The organism is Atopomonas hussainii (assembly GCF_900109735.1).
Taxonomy (GTDB): Bacteria; Pseudomonadota; Gammaproteobacteria; order Pseudomonadales; family Pseudomonadaceae; genus Atopomonas; species Atopomonas hussainii.
The window spans coordinates 115,872-134,591 of record NZ_FOAS01000007.1 but is presented as its reverse complement, the minus strand read 5'-3'; the positions used below and the strand labels follow the sequence as shown (position 1 = coordinate 134,591).

General features: G+C 59.0%; 19 protein-coding genes. 10 read left to right on the top strand and 9 right to left on the bottom strand.

The window, feature by feature from the left end:
• Window positions 1–2 precede the first annotated feature (2 nt).
• From BMX80_RS08450 to BMX80_RS08435, 4 genes are all read right to left on the bottom strand, one after another.
• Window positions 3–218, bottom strand: a complete 216-nt coding sequence (locus BMX80_RS08450; RefSeq protein WP_071870777.1) for a DUF2788 domain-containing protein — start codon at window positions 216–218, stop codon at window positions 3–5.
• A 55-nt stretch (window positions 219–273) separates the two neighbouring features.
• Entirely contained in the window at window positions 274–774 is a 501-nt protein-coding gene (locus tag BMX80_RS08445) for an Lrp/AsnC family transcriptional regulator (protein ID WP_071870776.1), read from the bottom strand.
• Between the two features lie 322 nt (window positions 775–1,096).
• The gene (locus BMX80_RS08440; protein WP_074867239.1) at window positions 1,097–2,170 is read right to left on the bottom strand and encodes an LOG family protein; all 1,074 of its coding nucleotides are present in this window, start codon (window positions 2,168–2,170) and stop codon (window positions 1,097–1,099) included.
• Between the two features lie 95 nt (window positions 2,171–2,265).
• Window positions 2,266–3,669 (bottom strand): MBL fold metallo-hydrolase RNA specificity domain-containing protein, encoded by a 1,404-nt coding sequence (locus BMX80_RS08435; protein WP_074867237.1) that lies wholly within the window; start codon window positions 3,667–3,669, stop codon window positions 2,266–2,268.
• Window positions 3,670–3,808: 139 nt separating this feature from the next.
• On the opposite strand from BMX80_RS08435, the gene BMX80_RS08430 reads away from it, so the two are divergent.
• Window positions 3,809–4,006, top strand: coding sequence for a hypothetical protein (locus tag BMX80_RS08430; protein WP_074867235.1), 198 nt, complete (start codon window positions 3,809–3,811; stop codon window positions 4,004–4,006).
• Between the two features lie 6 nt (window positions 4,007–4,012).
• Here the strand turns inward: BMX80_RS08430 and BMX80_RS08425 are convergent, their stop codons facing one another.
• Both BMX80_RS08425 and BMX80_RS08420 read right to left on the bottom strand, forming a co-directional pair.
• A complete protein-coding gene (locus tag BMX80_RS08425) occupies window positions 4,013–4,414 on the bottom strand; it encodes a PA3611 family quorum-sensing-regulated virulence factor (RefSeq protein WP_071870772.1) in 402 nt (133 codons plus the stop codon).
• Between the two features lie 77 nt (window positions 4,415–4,491).
• Entirely contained in the window at window positions 4,492–4,707 is a 216-nt protein-coding gene (locus tag BMX80_RS08420; protein WP_071870771.1) for a bacterioferritin-associated ferredoxin, read from the bottom strand.
• A gap of 248 nt (window positions 4,708–4,955) precedes the next feature.
• Here BMX80_RS08420 and BMX80_RS08415 point away from each other — a divergent pair, with 248 nt between their 5' ends.
• Window positions 4,956–5,558 (top strand): peroxiredoxin, encoded by a 603-nt coding sequence (locus BMX80_RS08415; RefSeq protein WP_071870770.1) that lies wholly within the window; start codon window positions 4,956–4,958, stop codon window positions 5,556–5,558.
• A 397-nt stretch (window positions 5,559–5,955) separates the two neighbouring features.
• Here the strand turns inward: BMX80_RS08415 and BMX80_RS08410 are convergent, their stop codons facing one another.
• Both BMX80_RS08410 and BMX80_RS08405 read right to left on the bottom strand, forming a co-directional pair.
• A complete protein-coding gene (locus BMX80_RS08410; RefSeq protein ID WP_074867233.1) occupies window positions 5,956–6,429 on the bottom strand; it encodes a MaoC family dehydratase in 474 nt (157 codons plus the stop codon).
• Window positions 6,426–7,379: an alpha/beta hydrolase gene (locus BMX80_RS08405; RefSeq protein ID WP_074867231.1), complete on the bottom strand. Its 954-nt coding sequence runs from the start codon at window positions 7,377–7,379 to the stop codon at window positions 6,426–6,428. The genes BMX80_RS08410 and BMX80_RS08405 overlap by 4 nt, the downstream gene beginning before the upstream one ends.
• Window positions 7,380–7,541: 162 nt before the next feature.
• On the opposite strand from BMX80_RS08405, the gene fadD2 reads away from it, so the two are divergent.
• Window positions 7,542–9,236, top strand: coding sequence for a long-chain-fatty-acid--CoA ligase FadD2 (gene fadD2, locus BMX80_RS08400; protein ID WP_074867229.1), 1,695 nt, complete (start codon window positions 7,542–7,544; stop codon window positions 9,234–9,236).
• A 258-nt stretch (window positions 9,237–9,494) separates the two neighbouring features.
• Window positions 9,495–11,183 carry a long-chain-fatty-acid--CoA ligase FadD1 gene (gene fadD1, locus BMX80_RS08395; protein WP_074867227.1) on the top strand — a complete coding sequence of 563 codons (1,689 nt, stop codon included), beginning with the start codon at window positions 9,495–9,497 and terminating at the stop codon, window positions 11,181–11,183.
• Window positions 11,184–11,229: 46 nt separating this feature from the next.
• On the opposite strand, the gene BMX80_RS08390 is transcribed toward fadD1, so the two are convergent.
• Window positions 11,230–12,102: a LysR family transcriptional regulator gene (locus BMX80_RS08390; RefSeq protein WP_074867225.1), complete on the bottom strand. Its 873-nt coding sequence runs from the start codon at window positions 12,100–12,102 to the stop codon at window positions 11,230–11,232.
• A 128-nt stretch (window positions 12,103–12,230) separates the two neighbouring features.
• On the opposite strand from BMX80_RS08390, the gene BMX80_RS08385 reads away from it, so the two are divergent.
• The 6 genes from BMX80_RS08385 to BMX80_RS08360 all read left to right on the top strand — a co-directional run bounded on the left by BMX80_RS08385 (window position 12,231) and on the right by BMX80_RS08360 (window position 18,702).
• On the top strand, window positions 12,231–13,274 hold the full coding sequence (locus BMX80_RS08385; RefSeq protein ID WP_074867223.1) for an agmatine deiminase family protein: 1,044 nt from the start codon (window positions 12,231–12,233) through the stop codon (window positions 13,272–13,274).
• A complete protein-coding gene (gene aguB, locus BMX80_RS08380) occupies window positions 13,274–14,173 on the top strand; it encodes an N-carbamoylputrescine amidase (RefSeq protein WP_074867221.1) in 900 nt (299 codons plus the stop codon). The genes BMX80_RS08385 and aguB overlap by 1 nt, the downstream gene beginning before the upstream one ends.
• Window positions 14,170–15,258 (top strand): extracellular solute-binding protein, encoded by a 1,089-nt coding sequence (locus BMX80_RS08375; protein ID WP_074867219.1) that lies wholly within the window; start codon window positions 14,170–14,172, stop codon window positions 15,256–15,258. Before aguB ends, BMX80_RS08375 begins: the two co-directional genes overlap by 4 nt.
• Before the next feature lie 55 nt (window positions 15,259–15,313).
• Window positions 15,314–16,426 carry an agmatine deiminase family protein gene (locus BMX80_RS08370; protein ID WP_074867217.1) on the top strand — a complete coding sequence of 371 codons (1,113 nt, stop codon included), beginning with the start codon at window positions 15,314–15,316 and terminating at the stop codon, window positions 16,424–16,426.
• Window positions 16,427–16,531: 105 nt separating this feature from the next.
• Complete coding sequence (locus BMX80_RS08365) at window positions 16,532–18,184, top strand: amidohydrolase (protein WP_074867216.1); 1,653 nt, start codon at window positions 16,532–16,534, stop codon at window positions 18,182–18,184.
• Between the two features lie 101 nt (window positions 18,185–18,285).
• Window positions 18,286–18,702 carry a putative signal transducing protein gene (locus BMX80_RS08360; RefSeq protein ID WP_074867214.1) on the top strand — a complete coding sequence of 139 codons (417 nt, stop codon included), beginning with the start codon at window positions 18,286–18,288 and terminating at the stop codon, window positions 18,700–18,702.
• Window positions 18,703–18,720 lie beyond the last annotated feature (18 nt).

Sequence of the window (18,720 nt, the reverse complement as noted above, 5' to 3'; positions counted from 1 at the left end):
GCTTAAAAGCCGCCTTCCATGCTTTCAATCACCACAGTTTTAATCACAAAACCGAGCACGCCTAAGCCTAACGCGAAGAACAGTACTAGGGTGCCCCAGCGACCTGCTTTAGAGCGTTTGGCCAAATCCCACACGATAAAGCCCATAAAACCGACCAAGCCGGTGATCATCGCGACCATCAGCCACTGTTCGATGGCTTCGTAATTTTCCACGTGCATTACCTCGTCTTGCAGAACCGTCGGCACTCAACCGGGCGCGATTATACCGGCATTTCTAGCGGCGTAAGTGCTCCAAGGGTAACTGCGTAGACTCCAGTACCGGACGCAAGATAAAGCTCGAACGCACACTGGAGACGCCCTCAATGCGGGTTAAGGTGCCGAGCAAGAATTGCTGGTAGTGATCCATATCGGTGGCGACTACTTTGATTAAGTAGTCGGCCTCCATGCCGGTGATCAGGCAGCACTCCAGCACCTCGGGGCATTTAGCCAGCGCGTCTTCAAAGTGGCTGAAACGGTCGGGGGTGTGCTTATCCATGCTCACCATCACGTAGGCGCTTAACGTCAGGCCCAGTTTGCGCTGGTCCAAAATCGCCACGCGGCGACGAATTAAGCCTTGTTCTTCCAATTGACGCACACGGCGCAAGCAGGGCGAAGCCGACAGGCCGATGCGTTCGGCCAAGTCTTGGTTGCTCAGGCCTGCATCGCGCTGTAATTCGCGCAAAATCTGCAGGTCGTAGCGATCCAGTTGCAGGGAATTTACTTGGGTGTTGTGCATGATTGCTGATTTCTGGTTAAGGAGAGAATTTAATTGCTCATTTGTGGCCTTATAGTGCCATATTCGATCAGCAATTGCGTGCGTGGCGCTCTAGAATTCTCATCAAGCTTGAGGGCCGGGACACATGTCCTTCAGCGCAGTCGCCAACCAGCGCACTGCCAGCTGCTACGCTTACCGGCGTTCGCAGTATCCGGCCTGCCGTTACCCACAAGGCAACGAGATCAGCACTGCGCTACCCGCGCTGGACAGGACGACTAAAAAAGGAGGCTCATGAGCCTCCTTTTTTTATGCCGGTTATTTTTGCTCAGCTGGGCCGTCAGGCCTACTGCTTCCAGTGTTGCGGCTGGTTAATAAAGTCCACCAGCTCACGCAGGCGACCATGGTCGCGGCCATTGAAATGGAAGGCCAGACGGATCATGTCGGAAAACTCCGGTTCATCCGCTTCGCTGCTGGAGTAAGGCTGCTGAGTGAAACCGTGGCTGTTACACAGATCAGCAAACTCATGCTTTAACTCAGCTATGGCTTGCTCATTGAGTGCGTGATTCATGCGGATCACAAAGGTGTCTTTCAACCAGCGCGAGGAGTGGAAGTTACGGTAGAAGCCGGTAATTTCCTCGGCGGCTTGCTGCGGCGTGGTGGCAATGCGAATCAGCTTTAAGTCGCTGGCGCAGATATAGCCGTTATCGCGCAGTTGGGTTTGCATAAAGGCCAGCGCGTCCAACCAGTAACGGCCTTCGGGGGCGTCCAGCAAGACCACCGGCACCAGCGGGCTTTTGCCGGTTTGGATCAGGGTCAGCACCTCTAGGGCTTCATCCAGCGTGCCAAAGCCACCGGGGCACAGCACTAGGCCGTCGGCCTCTTTGACAAAGAACAGTTTGCGCAGAAAGAAAAAGTGAAACGGCAGCACATGGCTGGTGCCGTGCACGGTTTTGTTGGCGTGCTGTTCAAACGGCAGGGTGATGTTAAAGCCCAAGCTGTTTTCATAGCCGGCGCCTTCGTGAGCGGCGGCCATAATACCGTCGCCGGCGCCGGTGATTACCATCAGCTCGGATTGCGCCAGGGTATGCCCAAGGTCGCGCGCTAAGGCATACAGCGGGTGATCTTGCGGGGTGCGTGCCGAGCCGAACACGGTGACTTTGCGGCGGCGTTTGAACTGCGCCAGCATGGCGAAGGCGCCTTCCATCTCGCGCAGGGTTTGCAGCATGATCTTGGCGTCCCAGCGGTCACGGTCGGCCTGCGCCATGCGAATCACCGTGCTGAGCATTTCGCGGTACAGATCAAAATTGGCGCTGTCGGCGGGTACGGCTTGGTGCAGCAGCTCATCCACGTGCTTTTGCAGGTCGATGGCGCTGGTCTGCACGTGGCGGGCAAGGTAGTCGTCTGTTTCGTAGGGCATAGAAAACTCCTGTTAGCTCCTACGTAAAGCTTAACAGGCGCGGCCAAGTTTGCTGGGCCGCGCTTGTGATTGCTGAGTTAGCGGTGCTGACGGGTTTAAAAGGCGATCTGTTCGTCCTGCTCGGGGATGTTGGCATCCCAGTCAAAGTGCTGTTTGACCGCCGCCTGTAGCGCCTTGGTTTTTTCCAGTTCGCCATGCACCAGATACAGCTCGGGGCGCTTGTCGAAATGGCCGACCCACTCAAGCAGCTGATTTTGCCCGGCATGGGCGGAGAAGCCGCCTAGGGTATGAATCTTCGCCTTTACCGCTAAGCGTTGATGCAGCACGCGCACCACCGGCTCGCCATCGACAATCCGCCGTCCTAGCGTGCCTTTGGCCTGAAAGCCGGGGAACACGACGTGGCATTCTTCGCGCCACAGGTTGTGCTTGAAGTGGTGGGTGATGCGCCCGCCGGTGCACATGCCGCTGCCGGCAATGATGATCACGCCGCTTTTGAAGCGGTTGATGGCCATGGAGTCTTCGGCGTTGGGCGTGCAGCGCAGCACGGGCAGCCATTTTTCCAGCGTGTCGGCGCCTTGGCTGCGGATTTCTGCCTTATCGGCCTCATTAAACTGGTCACGGAAGCGCGAATAAATGGCGTTGGCACGAATCGCCATGGGGCTGTCGAGAAACACTGCCTGCTGCGGCAGTTTGCCTTGGTGATAGAAACGTCCTAAGTGGAATAACAAGTCTTGCGTGCGGCCCACGGCAAACGAGGGAATCAGCACGTTGCCGCCATCGCGGTGCGCTTGCTGGAGAATCTCGAGCAGTTCTTGCTCGGTGGCCTCGCTACAGCGGTGATCGCGATCGCCGTAGGTGGATTCGAGCATCACCAAGTCGGCGTCTTGCAAGAAGGTAGGGTCTTGCATCAGCGGTGTGCAGTCGTTGCCTAAGTCGCCGGAGAACACCAAGCGTCGGGTGAGGCCGTGATCGTGCACCACCAGCTCGACAATCGCCGAGCCAAGAATATGCCCAGCGTTATGGAAGGTGATATCCACGCCTTTGGCCACGCGCACGGTTTTGCCGTAGGGCACGGGGCTGCGTAATTTCAGCGCCTTTTCCGTTTCTAGCGTGGTGTACAAAGGCTGCACTGGTGGACGGCCTTGGCGTGCGCGCCAGCGGTTTTCCCACTCGGCGTCTTTTTCTTGAATATGCGCCGAATCGAGCAGCATCAGTTCAAGCAGTTCGCAGGTCGCTTCGGTCGCGTAAATAGGCTTGTTGTAGCCCATGCTGGCGAGCTTGGGCAGCAGGCCGCTGTGGTCTAAGTGCGCGTGGGAAATCACCACCGCATCGAGGCTGTTGGGGTCGAAAGGGAAGGGCGCGGCGTTCTGCGCCTCTTGATCGCGCAGGCCTTGGTGCATGCCGCACTCCAACAGCACGCGCGCGCCTTCGTGGGTTTCTAGCAAGTAGCACGAGCCAGTCACCTGACGAACCGCACCGTAAAAAGTCAGCAGGGCCATAAAACCTCCTTTTTTAACAGCATGCCGCAGTCAACAAGGCGTGTTTTGATGCAGATCATCGGTTTGTTGCTTGCGCGGCTTAGCGCTGCTCTACAGTGTATGCAGATAAGCACAAAGGTCTGTGACACGGAGGTTAGCCATGGCAGAACTGAAATTGGAGGTAGCGCCGGCGTTGCTACGCATGCTGCAACAATCGGCGCGGCTCAATGGCCTAAGCCTTGAAGACGAATGCCTGCGCCGCTTGGAGGGGCATGTGCGCCGCTCGCGCCGCTTAGAAGAGGTGATGGAGGAAATGCGCCATTTGCGCGGCCAAACCGGCGCGCCGCAAGGCCAGTGAGCGGGCTTACAGCTGGCAGTCGATAGCGGTAAAGCGTTCTTCAATCAGCGGGCGATTGCTGTGCTGCTCGCTGAAGCGGTAGCTCAGCACGGCGCCTTGGTTGAGTAATTCCCGAAAGCCTTGATTGCTGCACACGCTGCTGCGCAGTTGTTCGCGCATGCTGTGCCGATTGAGCTGCATTTGCTGGCCGTGGTGGGGCTCAACGCTGAGGTAGTTGATCAGCATGATGTCTTCCACGGCATAACCTTGATCGGTAATGAACTCGTTGATGGCGCGCGGTGTGCCTTCGCTGCTGCGTTTCGCCACTTGAGTGAGCGTGCGGTTGAGTTGGTAATCCGACAAATTGGCGGCGAGGCTAGCGGGGGCGAAGACGCTAAGGCACAGCAAGGCAACAAGAGAGCGGCGCATAACAGAGGGAGTCCAGAAGTGGGCGATCGGCCCTAGGGTGCGCTAACCCTGTGGTGCGGTAAAGGCTTGTGTGTTGTTTAGGCGGCCACGCAGGCGGCAGGGTAGGCCAAGTCGTAGTCGAAGGTCATCTCCGCCAGCGCATCACGCACCACTTGCTTAGCTTGGCAGGCGCAGCGGCCGCATTGGCTGGCAACGCCGGTTTTTAAACGCACTTCTTTATAGCTATTGCAGCCGTCAGCCACTGCGTTGCGCAGTTGCGTATCGGTGACGCCTTCACACAGACAAACGTACATAGCTAGCTTCCTAATCAGTGTTGAGTGGATGCTAAAAAGAATGAGAATGATTGTCAAAGACTATTGTTTTGATAGTCATTCTCACCGACGAGCGGCGCGGCCATGACTCACAGCGCCGTGCCATAGGCCTTTGGTGTGTGTGTTGGCCGTCTTGCATCAGTGGCGTGCGCGGCTCGGCACGTCTGCCATACTGAGCGGCGTGGTGTGGCCGCAATGGCTGGCGCCGGTTAACTCTTAGGAGGCATGGAATGAGCGTTCTCGTAGGTAAACAAGCACCCGATTTCGACGCTGCTGCAGTGCTGGCTGACGGCCAGATTGTCGACAGCTATAAGCTGAGCGAGGCCATTAAGGGCAAGTACGGCTTAGTGTTTTTCTATCCGTTGGACTTCACCTTTGTGTGCCCTTCGGAGCTGATTGCGCTGGATCACCGCACGCCGGAGTTTCAAGCCCGTGGCGTGGAGGTGATTGGCGTGTCGATTGACTCGCAGTTCACCCACAGCGCTTGGCGCAACACGCCGGTCGACAAAGGCGGGATTGGCCCCGTGAAGTACGCCTTAGTCGCCGACATTAAGCACGACATCTGCCGTGCCTATGATGTGGAGGCTGCCGGTGGCGTAGCGTTTCGTGGCGCGTTTCTGATCGATAAGCAGGGCGTGGTGCGCTCGCAGATCGTTAATGACCTGCCGCTGGGGCGCAACATGGACGAGTTACTGCGCTTGGTGGATGCCCTGCAATTCACCGAAGAGCACGGCGAAGTCTGCCCGGCGGGTTGGAAGAAGGGCGACAAGGGGATGACCGCTTCTGCCGAAGGTGTCGCGCAGTATCTGGCGGAAAATGCCGGCAAGCTATAAGTGTTGGCGGGCGCCGGTTTTCTCCGTTTGCAAGCCAATGGCTTAAAGCTTTGTAAGCATTTGCTGACACGCGCTGTCAGCAGAGTGAGCAAAAGCCTATCGGCGATGTTCGTCTGTTAGCGTGTATGGCTTGTAACTTATTGAAATATAAGGGCTCTTGGTTTTCTTTTGGGGCTCTGATGGGTGCCGCAGAGCGATCTTGCGTGGTTTGCGGCAACTCAGGGCTTGGGCGACACTAGCCCTGCGTTCAAGGACAACGCGCTTCAGCAGGACGCTGATAGGACACCGCAGGACGCGGCTTCACCAGGATGGTGAGAAGGACAAAGCAGGGAACAGGGAAGAAAAAGTGGGCGGGTTTACCCCGCCCCTTTTTTTGTCTGCGTTTTTTGCCGGGCGCTTACGGCTCGATGCTGACCTTGGGCATCGCCGGCATATCCAGCGTTTGCGCGCTGCGCGGGGCTAGCACTTCGGCTTCGCCATCCACCACTTGCTCGCCCAGCTGGTTAAACACGCGCGTGGCCAGCTTTACGCGGCCTTTGGGCAGTTTCTCCAGCACTTCTAATTCCACTTTTAGCGTATCGCCGAGTTTTACCGGGCGGGTGAATTTTAGGTGTTGGCCTAGATAAATCGTCCCCGGCCCCGGCAGCTGGCAAGCAATCGCTGCGCTAATCAGTGCGCCGGAAAACATGCCGTGGGCAATCTGCTCTTTAAATAAGGTGCTGGCGGCGTATTCGGCATCTAAATGCACCGGGTTGTTGTCGCCGGATACGGCGGCAAACAGTTGTACGTCGCGTTCGCTAACGCTGCGTAGCAGCTCGGCGCGTTGGCCGATGTCCAGTTGGTCGTAAGCAAAGCTGGTGACTTGAGTCATGCCATTTCCTTAGGGCTGCAGGCGCGCTGATGTTCTAGGCGGGCGTCGAGCCAGCTGAGTACTTCGGCGGTCACTTCAGCGCGGTTGGTTTCGTTGAGTAATTCGTGGCGCGCCTCGGGGTACAGGTTCAGCTGCACGTTCTTGAGCCCCGCTTCGCGCAGCTTGGCGGCGAGCGTTTCTAGGCGCTGGCCATCGCTGACCGGGTCTTTAGCGCCGCCGATCACCATAATGGGTAAGTCTGCATCAATGGCGCGCAGCGCTTCGACGCTGCTGATTTCAATCAGGCCACCGAGCAGGTCGATCCACAGCTGGGTGGTGCAAATAAAGCCGCACAGCGGGTCGTTGACGTATTTGTCGACTTCTTCAGGCTCGCGACTCAGCCAGTCAAAGCCAGTACGGGTGGGCTTGAAGGCTTTGTTGAACGAGCCGAAAGAGAGAAAGTCGATCAGCTTGCTGCGCCCTTGGCCGCCCAAGCGCCATTTTTCTAACTTGGCAATCCAGCGGCCGGCCTTAAATTGCAGCGGCTCGCCAAAGTTGGAGCCCGACAAAATCGCCCCTTGCAGACTGCAGCTGTGCTGCATCAAGTAGGCTTGGGCAATGTACGAGCCCATGCTGTGGGCAAACAGGAAGATGGGCGCTTTGGGGTGCGTGGTACGAATGTGGTGATTAAGCAGCGCCAGATCGCCCACCACTTTGTCCCAGCCGTCGCTGTCGGCGTAGTGGCCCAGTACGCCGCGCTCGGCGCTGGCGCCATGCCCACGTTGGTCGATGGCATACACCTCAAACCCTTGGCTGGTCAGGCTTTCGGCAAAGCGTGCGTAGCGCAGGCTGTGTTCAGCCATGCCGTGGGCAATCATTACCACGGCCTTGGGGGCGCTAGCGCCGCACCAGCGGTTAATGTGCAGGTCGGTGTGGTCGGGGGCGGTGAGCCAAAAGCCTTCGTGGCGCATGGGGATGTCCTTGTACCTGTGCTCAGGTCTTCGTTCTGTGTTTTGTGATGATAATTCATCAGATCAATCGGTGAGGTCGCCTCTTGGCCGATTTTTAGCGGCCTGCTAACGTGCAATGGCTCATGAAGAGCCCATCGCATCAGGTCAAGAGGAACAAGAACAATGCAACCTGAATTCTGGAATGGCAAGCGCGCCGCGGGTGTCCCTGACCAGCTGGACCTTGGCCAATACCATTCAGTGGTCGAAGTGTTTGAGCGCTCATGCAAGCGCTTCGCCGACCGCCCCGCCTTTAGCAACATGGGCGTGACCCTGACGTACGCCGAGCTAGACCGCCTGTCGGCCGCCTTTGCCGGCTACCTGCAAAACCATACCGATTTAAAGCCCGGCGACCGTATCGCCGTGCAAATGCCGAATATTCTGCAGTACCCGATTGCCGTGTTCGGTGCCATGCGCGCCGGGCTGATCGTGGTCAACACTAACCCGTTGTACACCGCGCGCGAGATGCGCCACCAGTTCACCGATGCCGGCGTGCGTGCCTTGGTGTACGTGAACCTGTTTGGCTCGCTGGTGCAGGAAGTGCTGGCCGATACGCAGATCGAATACCTGATCGAAGCGCAAATGGGCGATATGCAGTCGGCCCTTAAAGGCCTGCTGATCAATACCGTGGTCAAACACGTGAAGAAAATGGTCCCGCCGTATCAGCTGCCGCAAGCCTTGCCGTTTAAGCAGGTGTTGGCCAAGGGCCGTGGCTGCAGCTTGAAGCCGGTGCAGGTCAATCTTGAAGACATCGCCGTGCTGCAATACACCGGCGGCACCACCGGCGTGTCGAAGGGCGCCATGCTGACCCACGGCAACCTCGTGGCCAATATGCAGCAGATTCATGCCTGCTTATCGCAGGAAGGCCCGGACGGCCATCCGCTGCTTAAAGAAGGTCAAGAAGTGATGATTGCGCCACTGCCGCTCTATCACATCTATGCCTTCACCGCGAACTGCATGTGCATGATGGTGACCGGCAACCACAACGTGCTGATCACCAACCCGCGCGATATTCCCGGCTTTATTAAAGAGCTAAAGCAGTGGCGCTTCTCCGCCTTGCTGGGCCTGAACACCCTGTTTGTGGCCTTGATGGAGCATCCTGAGTTTAAAGACTTGGATTTCTCCAACCTCAAAGTCACCAACTCCGGCGGCACCGCCTTGGTGAAAGCCACCGCCGAGCGTTGGCACAAGATGACCGGCTGTACCGTAGTAGAAGGCTACGGCCTAACCGAGTGTGCGCCGGTGGTGACCACCAACCCGTATGGCGATCTGGTGCGTTTGGGCACTGTCGGTGTGCCGGTGCCGGGCACGACCTTGAAGGTGATTGATGACGATGGCATCGAGCAGCCCATCGGTGAGCGCGGCGAGCTGTGCGTGAAAGGCCCGCAGGTGATGAAAGGCTACTGGCAGCGCCCGGAAGCCACCGCAGAAATCCTCGATAACGAAGGCTGGCTGCGTACCGGCGACGTGGCGATCATTGATGAAGACGGCTTTACCCGTATCGTCGATCGCAAGAAAGACTTGGTGATCGTGTCCGGCTTTAACGTCTATCCCAACGAGATCGAAGACGTGGTCGGTGCTCACCCGAAAGTCGCCAACTGTGCGGTGATCGGCGTGCCGGATGACCGCTCGGGCGAGGCGGTAAAGTTGTTTGTCGTGCCGCGTGAAGGCGGGCTGGATGTGGATGAGCTGAAGCAGTACTGCAAAGCCAATCTGACCGGCTACAAGATGCCCAAGCACTACGAGCTGCGCGACAGCCTGCCGATGACCCCGGTGGGCAAAATCTTGCGCCGCGAGCTGCGCGACAGCACGCCCGCGTAAACGCTCAAACCGCTAACAAACCCCGCATTTGGTCTAGGCTAAATGCGGGGTTTTTGTTGGCTAAATCACGGCGCCGTTCGCCGCTTTCTGGCAGTACGGCAGGCTCTACTGCCTAGGCGCTCGCGGTAAATCCTGCTAACCTCGGGCAGTTTTTGGCGCCCGTTGCCGCCAAATTCCAGATGATCACAACAAACCGCCGGAACCAGTGTGTGAGTCGGCGGATGGACATTGCTTCAGTTTTTGAGGAGTGGGCGATACATGAGCGACAACTTCTGGGCGGACAAGTATCCGGCTGGTATCCCGACCGAGATCAACCCTGATCAGTTCCCTAACATTCAGGCCGTGTTTCGCCAAGCGTGCGAGCAGTTTGCTGACAAGCCTGCCTTTACCAACCTGGGCCGCACCATTACTTACGGTGAGCTCTATCAACTGTCTGCTGCCTTTGCCGCTTACCTGCAAAAGCACACCGACTTAAAGCCCGGCGACCGCATCGCCGTGCAAATGCCGAACGTTCTGCAATACCCCATCGTGGTATTTGGTGCTATGCGCGCCGGCCTCGTGGTGGTCAATACCAACCCGCTGTACACCGCGCGGGAAATGGAACACCAGTTCAATGACTCCGGCGCTAAAGCGCTGGTGTGCTTGGCCAACATGGCGCACTTGGCTGAACAAGTGGTACCTAAGACCGGCATTCGTCACGTAGTGATCACCGAAGTGGGCGACATGCTGCCGGCGCTTAAGCGTCTGCTGGTCAACACTGTGGTTAAGCACGTGAAGAAAATGGTCCCGCCGTTCCGCATTCCGGGTGCCGTTAAGCTGAACGATGCACTGGCTAAAGGCGCTGGCCAGATGGTCACCGAAGCCAGCCCAGACAGTGGCGACGTTGCTGTGCTGCAATACACCGGCGGCACCACTGGCGTGGCCAAAGGCGCGATGCTGACGCACCGCAATTTGGTCGCCAACATGCTGCAAGCCAAGGCGCTGATGGCCTCCGGTATGGGCGAAGGCAACGAAATCATCGTCGCGCCGCTGCCGCTGTACCACATCTACGCGTTCACCTTCCATTGCATGGCGATGATGATCACTGGTAACCACAACCTGCTGATCACCAACCCGCGCGACCTGCCGGCCATGGTCAAAGACCTGAGCAAGTTCCGCTTCACCGGTTTTGTTGGCCTGAATACTTTGTTCGTTGCCCTGTGCAATAACGAAGACTTCCAGAAGCTCGACTTCAGCGGTCTCAAGCTGACCCTGTCTGGTGGTATGGCACTGCAGTTGGCTACCGCCGAGCTGTGGCAGAAAGTCACCGGCAGCCCGATCTGCGAAGGCTACGGCATGACTGAAACCAGCCCGGTGGCCTCGGTGAACCCGCCGCAGAACATCCAGATTGGCACCATCGGTATTCCGGCGCCGTCGACCCTGTGTAAGGTTATCGACGACGAAGGCAAAGACCTCGGCATCGGCGCAGTGGGCGAGCTGTGTGTGAAAGGCCCGCAAGTGATGAAAGGCTACTGGCAGCGCCCAGAAGCCACCGACGAAGTGCTCGATGCCGAAGGCTGGCTGCGCACCGGCGACATCGCCATCATCCAAGAAGACGGCTTCATGCGCATTGTCGATCGTAAGAAAGACATGATTCTGGTGTCGGGCTTCAACGTGTACCCCAACGAACTGGAAGACGTCTTAGTGACTCTGCCGGGCGTGGTACAGGTTGCCGCCGTGGGCATCCCGGATGACAAGTCTGGCGAAGCGATTAAAGTCTTCATCGCCGCCAAGCCGGGCGTGACACTGACCAAAGAGCAAGTGATCGAGCACATGCGTGCCAACGTCACCGGCTACAAGGTGCCGCGTTACGTCGAGTTCCGCGAGAGCCTGCCGACCACCAACGTCGGTAAGATTCTGCGCCGCGAACTGCGCGACGAAGAGCTGAAGAAGCTGGGTAAGAAGTAACTGCTTGCCTGCGATAAAAAAACGGCTGCCTTAGGCAGCCGTTTTTTTATCTTGCGTGTTCGCCCAGCGGCGCTGGTGGTAGCTGGCTGAACAGATCTTCTAACCACTGGCAAAAGGCTTGTGTTTGCCAGCGGCCTTGACTGCTCTGATGCACGAGATAGCCCCAGCGGCTACCGGGTATAGCTAGGCCGGTGGCGTGCAAAATGCCTTGTTCGCGCAGTGTGCTGCTCAATAGCCAGCTGCCCAAGGCCTCGCCTAGCCCTTGCGCGGCGGCGTCCAGCAAGACGCCGGGGTCGGAGAAATTAAACCCTTGGCAGTCCGTGGGTGGCTGGGTTTTCCCCAGCGCATGCCAGCGGCTCCAGTCATACAAGCCTTCGCCATACAGGCGTGTGTGGCTGGGCGCCTGTGCGCTGCGCAGCGGCAACAGGGCGTCGCTAAACAGCGCTTGATAGTGGCAGTGGGCTTGTTCGCTGAGCTCATCGCGTAGGCACAGGTCGATCTCTTGGCTGGCCATATCAGGCACGCTATCGCTGGTGTACAGCCACACATCGATCTCGCTGTGCTCGGCGCGAAACACAGCCAAGTGCGGCAGCAATACATGCCGCGCCAGTGCTGGGCTGGTGTTGACGATCAGCTGATTGGGCTTGCGGTATTGCTCCAAGCGATGAATGCCAGCGGCCAAGTTCAGCAGCAGCTCATCCACCGTGGCATATAAATCAGCCCCGGCATCGCTGAGGCTGATGCTGCGTCCTTGGCGGTGAAACAACGGTTGCTGCAGTTGTTCTTCTAGCTGGCGAATTTGCTGACTAATAGCGGATTGGGTGAGGTGTAGCTCTTCGGCGGCGCGATGAAAGCTGCCCAGCCGAGCGGCGGCTTCGAAGCCGCGTAAGGCGTTAATAGCGGGCCAGTGTTTGAGCATGCTAATTAGCTCTGCTTATCAGTTGTGCGGAAAATAACTCGTTTGTCCGCTGATTTTGCCCGTCATAGCATCGTTCTTGAAGCGGTTTAACCGATTTCTGGTTAAACAAAACTGATCAAGGGCGAGTTATGTTGATAGGTAAAGAGACGGGTTGGCGGATGCCGGCTGAATGGCAACCGCATACCGCAACGTGGATGGTTTGGCCGCATAACCAAGGGTTGTGGGAGAGCACCTGGGGCGTGTCACTGGCTGCCGTGCAGGCGGATTTTGCCGCGGTGGTGAAAGCCATTGCGCGCTTTGAGCCCGTCATGCTGGTGGTTGCGCCAGAAGCGCGTCAGCAGGCTGAGCAGCTGTGCGGCGGTGTGGCCGAGCTTATTGAATTACCCGTGGATGATAGCTGGTGCCGCGATAGCGGCCCGACGTTTATTACTCACCCGCAGCATGGTTTGGCTGGGGTTAGCTGGCGCTTCAATGCTTGGGGCAACAAGTCGGCGCACGTGCAAGATTCTGTCTTGGCGCGGCGCATTCTCGACGGCCTTGGCCTGTCCTGTTTGGGCCTGCCGTTGGCCAACGAGGGCGGGGCGATTCATGTCGATGGCCAAGGCACGCTGATCACGACCGAGTCGGTATTACTCAACCCAAACCGTAATCCGGGTTTGAGCAAAGCAGAGATTGAAGCGGTGTTTGCCGAGGTGCTCGGCATTCGCAAAACCATTTGGCTGCCCGGCGATTTGGCCGGCGTCACCGGCGATATGACCGACGGCCATGTGGATGGCGTGTGCGCCTTTGCTCGCCCGGGCGTGCTGTTGGTGGATGCCACCCATGCGCAGGATTCAGTGTATGCCGAGGTAGTGCGAGAGAATCGCCGCGCCTTGCAGCTAGCCCTCGATGCGCAAGGGCGTGCCTTCGAGCTGATCGACTTGTACGAAGCCACAGCGGCGGTGGATGACAGCGCCGAGGTGTTTTGCGCTTCCTACACCAACTTCTATCTGTGTAATGGCGCGGTGATCATGCCGGCCTATGGCGTGCCGAGCGATCAAGCAGCTGCGTGCACCTTGCAGCAGGCTTTTCCCGAGCGCGAAGTGGTGCCGGTGCGTATCAATCAGCTGGCGCATGGCGGTGGCGGTATTCACTGCATCACCCAGCAGCAACCGGCGTGGGAGGCACAGTGATGAGCTTGCTCACTGTGGCCACCTGTCAGTTCGCCTGCAGTTGGGATATCGAGAGCAACCTGCGCGCCGCTGAACGGCAAGTGCGCGAAGCCGCCGCACAAGGCGCGCGTTTGATTCTGCTCCCTGAGCTGTTTGCCACACCGTACTTCTGCATCGAGCAGGACCACCGCCATCAAGCCTTAGCGCAGCCCTATGTCGATAGCCCGTTGCTCAAGCGCTTTGCCGCGCTGGCTGCGGAGCTGTCGGTGGTGCTGCCGCTGTCGTGGTACGAGCGCGCCGGCAATGCCTTCTTTAATTCGCTGACGGTGGCCGATGCCGATGGCCGCCTGCTCGGGGTGTACCGCAAAACCCATATCCCCAATGCCGTGGGCTATCAGGAGAAGGACTATTTCAGCCCCGGCGATACGGGCTTCCGCGTATGGGATAGCGCCGTAGGACGCTTGGGTGCCGGCATCTGCTGGGATCAGTGGTTCCCGGAAACCGCACGTTGTTTGGCCCTGCAAGGTGCGGAGGTTTTGCTGTTTCCCACCGCCATCGGCAGTGAGCCGGGCGATGCCGAGCACGACTCCTGCGCGCATTGGCAAATCGCTCAGCGCGGCCAAGCGGCGGCCAACTTAGTGCCATGGCTGGCGGCAAACCGTGTGGGGGAGGAGCGCGCGCCCAGCGACAACGTTCTGGCTATGACCTTCTACGGCGCGTCGTTTATCTGCGATCACCACGGCCAATTACTCGCCAGCGCGCCGCGCACGGGTGAGGCAGTGCTGGTGCACACCTTGGACTTGGCCAAGATGCGCGAAGACCGCCTGAGCTGGGGCGTGTACCGCGATCGTCGCCCCGAGATGTATGCGCCGTTACTCGGTTTGGACGGCGGCCTCAACCTAAGCGGAGACCACTCATGACACGCAACTTCATCGTGGCAGGCGCATTGCTTGCCTGTTTTACCAGCACACAGGCGGCCGAACCGGTGGTGCGGGTACTCAATTGGGCGGATTACTTTGCCCCCAATACTCTGCACGACTTCCAACAGGAAACCGGCATCCGCGTCATCTACGACGTGATGGACAGCAGCGAAGTGCTCGAAGCTAAGCTGATGACCGGCGGTAGCGGTTACGACCTGATCTTCCCCGGCGACACCGTGGCCGAGCGCCTGGCCCGTGCCGGCAGCTTACAGCCGTTGGCGCGCGAGCAATTGCAGCACTACGCCGATGTCAGCGCCGGGCTGCGCGCACTGCATGCGCAATACCCGCAATCGCAAGCGGCGACCGTGCCCTACACCTGGGGCAGCATCGGTATCACCTTCAATGCCGAGCAAGTGGCCAAGCGCATCGCCAATCCGCCGCTGGCTAGCCTCGACTTGCTGTTTAAGCCGGAATACGCCGCCAAGCTGGCCGACTGCGGTATTTCCATCGTCGACTCGCCCGATGAAGTGCTGGCCGTGGCGCTCAACTACCTAGGCCTCGATCCGCGCAGCGGGCAGGCCGATGACCTGCGCGCCGCCGAGCAGTTGCTGCTCAAGCTGCGCCCCTATGTGCGCAAGTTCCAGTCGCAGCCAGTGACCGAGCTGGTCAATGGCGACTTATGCGTGTCGCTGGGCTACAGCGGCGATGCCATTCAGGCGCAGCGCGCCGCTGTCGAAGCGGGCCGCACGGCGGACTTCCAATACCGCCTGCCCAAAGAGGGCACCACGGTATGGATGGACACTATGGCCATCCCCAACGATGCGCCGCACCCCGAGGCTGCCTACGCGCTGATCAACTTCCTCATGCGCCCCGAACGCATGGCCGAGATCACTAACTTCACCGGCTACCCCACCGCCAACGGCAAGGCGCAAGCCTTGATCGACCCGCAACTGGCCAACAACCCGGATATCTACCCCAGTGCCGAGGCCTATCAGCGCCTGATTCCCGGGCAGGACATTCCGCTCAAGGTGATGCGCAAACGCCTACGCACCTGGAACAGCATTAAAACGGCACGCGCTGACTAAGCGTGTGCCTTAACCCTCCGCGCGCTCAGCGCCGGTTTGCCACGAGGAAATAGCCATGACCAATCGTCGAGGTTTTTTGCAGGGGAGTTTGGGCCTCGGGCTGGTCAGCCTGATGGGCCTTGGGGGTAGTGTGCCTAGCCGTGCCGCTACGCCGCTGGTGGGTTGGCGGATGCCCGATGAACTGGCGCCACACAGCGGCAGCTACTTGGCGTTTGGCGCCCAACGCAGTGTGTGGGCTGACTGGACACCTGCCGTGCAAGCTTGCCTGGGGCGCTTGGCCAAGGCGATCGCCAAATACGAGCCGGTCACCGTGCTGTGTCGTGCTCATGAATTGGCCTTGGCTAAGCGCCACTGCGGCACACGCAACACGCGTTTTGTCACCTGCGCGCTGGATGACATCTGGCTGCGCGATACCGGCGGTTGTTTTGTGCGCGATGGCCGTGGCCAGCTAGGCAGTGTCGATTTCAACTTCAATGGCTGGGGCAACAAACAGGCGCACTACAACGATGCCTATGTCACCAGTCATGTCAGCTACGACGCGCGCGCCAGTTACTTGCGCAGCGAGTTAACCGGCGAAGGCGGCGGTATCGAAGTCGATGGCGAAGGCACTGCGATACTCACCGAAAGCTGCTGGCTGAATGCCAACCGTAACCCTGGTTGGAGCCGTGCCGAGATCGAAGCCGAACTCAAAGCGCTACTGGGGCTGGAGAAAATCATCTGGCTGCCGGGTATTCGCGGCAAAGACATTACCGATGGGCACGTGGACTTCTACGCACGCTTTGCCCGCCCCGGCGTGGTGGTGGCGAACTTGGATAACGATCCGGCCTCTTATGATTACGCCGTTACCCGCGAACACCTAAAGATTCTGCAGCGCGCCACCGATGCCCAAGGCCGCGCGTTGCAAGTGCATACCTTGCCGCCGCCCACACGCCTGCGGCGCAATCAGTTCACTCAGAAAAACCCAGATTTCGCCCCCGGTTACATCAACTACTACCCCGTTAATGGCGCAGTGATTGCCCCGCAATTTGGCGATAGCCAAGCCGATGGCTATTGCCGCGACCTGTTAAAGCAGCTTTACCCGGAGCGGCAGATTGTCCAGCTGGATATCGACGCCATCGCCGCCGGCGGTGGTGGTATCCACTGCGTCACCTTGCATTGCCCCGCATAGCTTTTGATTCGGTGCGGCTAACGATCTGGTCGCCGCGCTGATCGTCTTTACTCAATGGTATTGCCGCCTTAAACGGCGGCACTCAAACGCATAGAGGAGTTTGTCATGCGTATTGCACTGAGCTTACTGCTGGCCGCGGCCAGTTCCATCGTCTGCGCACAAAGTGCCGAGCGCATTCTGTACAACGGCACGCTGTACACCGTGAACGCGCAACAGCCTTGGGCGCAAGCCATCGCCATCGATAGCGATGGGCAGATCCTCGCCGTGGGTGACGAGCAAACCGTGATGGCCTTCGCCGATGACGACAGCGAGCTGATCGACCTGCAAGGGCGCTTGGTGCTGCCGGGCTTTCAGGACACCCACGCGCACGTGCTGGATGCCTCCAGTGCTGCGCAAGGCGACTGCCAGCTTGACCCACAAGCAGAGTTAGCGGACTGGCAAGCAACCTTGGCAGACTGCCAAGCCGCTAAGCCAGACGGTTGGTTACTCGGCTGGGGGCATAGCTTGCATACCTTGCTGGAGCAGGCGGCGTCGCCGCGCGCGGTGCTGGATGAGATCAGCCGCGAGCAGCCGATCGCCATCATGGAAGAAACCTCGCACTCCTACTGGCTGAACTCCGCCGCTTTAGCGCAGGCCGGCATTCATGCTGATACGTCCGACCCGCAGGGCGGGGTGATTCTCAAAAATGCCGACGGCGAGCCCACCGGCGTAGTGCTGGATAACGCGGGTGACTTGGCGATGGATAAAGCTCTGGCGCCCTCGCAAGCGCTACAAACGATTTACTACCAAGCGGTGCTGGATGGCCAAGCCGCGCTGGCTGAAAACGGGATTACCTCGGTGGCCGATGCCCGGGTGTTTTGGCGTCGCGGTCATCTTGAAGCTTGGCAGCAAGCAGCTGCGCAAGACCAGCTGTTGGCGCGCACTACGCTGGGGCTGTGGGCGTATCCGGGGCTGGACGACGCTGCACAACTGGCCGATCTGAAAGCGCTGTATCACGCTGCTCAAGACGATGAGCTACTGAGCGTCAGCCAGATCAAGTTCTACGTCGATGGCATTGTGCACAACACCACCGCGCGGCTGGCCGAGCCTTACGACGACAGCCTGCCGGGCGTAGACCCGCGCGGTGTGTATTACTTCACCCCGCAGCGCCTTAAGCGTTATGTGCGTGAGCTGGCGCAGGTGGGCTTCGATGCGCATATCCACGCTATCGGCGATCAGGCGGTGAGCGATGCCTTAGACGCCGTGGCTGGTGCCGGCCAAGGGCGGCATCGCCTGACCCACGTCGAACTGGTCAAAGCAGAAGACATTCCGCGTTTTGCCAAGCTGGGGGTGATTGCCGATTTTCAGCCTAGTCAGTATTTCCAGCCTTCGTTCTTGGCCGATAACTACCCGCTGATCGGCAAGCGCGCGGACCAGATGCTGCCGATGCGCGCGCTGTATGACAGTGGTGCGCATGTCACGCTCAGCTCCGACTGGGACGTAAACCCCTTGTCGCCACTAGGCATTCTGCAAAACGCCCTGAGCCTCGGTAAGCGCAGCTTGCCCAACCTAGAGGCAGCGATTCGCGCCTATACCTTGGATGCCGCCTACACCTTGCGCCAAGAGCACACCACCGGCTCGCTGGAAGTGGGCAAGCAAGCCGATTTAGTGGTGCTGTCGGATAACCTCTTCGAGCTGCCGGTGGCGCAGATCGGCGAGGTAGAGGTGCTTTGGACCTTGCTCGGCGGCGAGGAAACCTTCCGCCATAGCGAGTTCTGAGCTTTGTAACACTTCGCAAAACATGCCTGTGTAAAGCTTGTTGCGCCTGCACTTCGCCGGCCACTAGGATGCCGCGCCACGCTAACAGGAGGTTACCCAGCATGTCGGCTCAGCAGTTATGCACTATCGCGCGTTATTCCTTTCCGCATGAGGCGCACATTGCTCGCGCGAGCCTCGAGGCAGCCGGCATCGCGGCTTATGTGCAAGACGAGCACACGGTCAATATGAACTGGTTGTATTCCAATGCCTTGGGCGGCGTGCGCCTGCAAGTAGCGGCTACGGACGTTGCCCAAGCCTTGGCCCTGCTGGGAGAGGACTTTTCCACCACGCTGGCGCCCAGTGACGAAGCCGAACCACACACTCCGCCAGCCTGCCCGCGCTGTGCTGGGCAGCAATGGCAGCCCTATACCCAAGGCAAGCGCCCGGCGTTTGTGGTGTTTTTGCTGCTGGGCTTTCCGCTGTTTTTCTATCGCCATGGCCAGCGCTGCCAAGGCTGCGGGTATTTTCGTCGCGGCTGAGCTGCGCAGTGCTCAGGG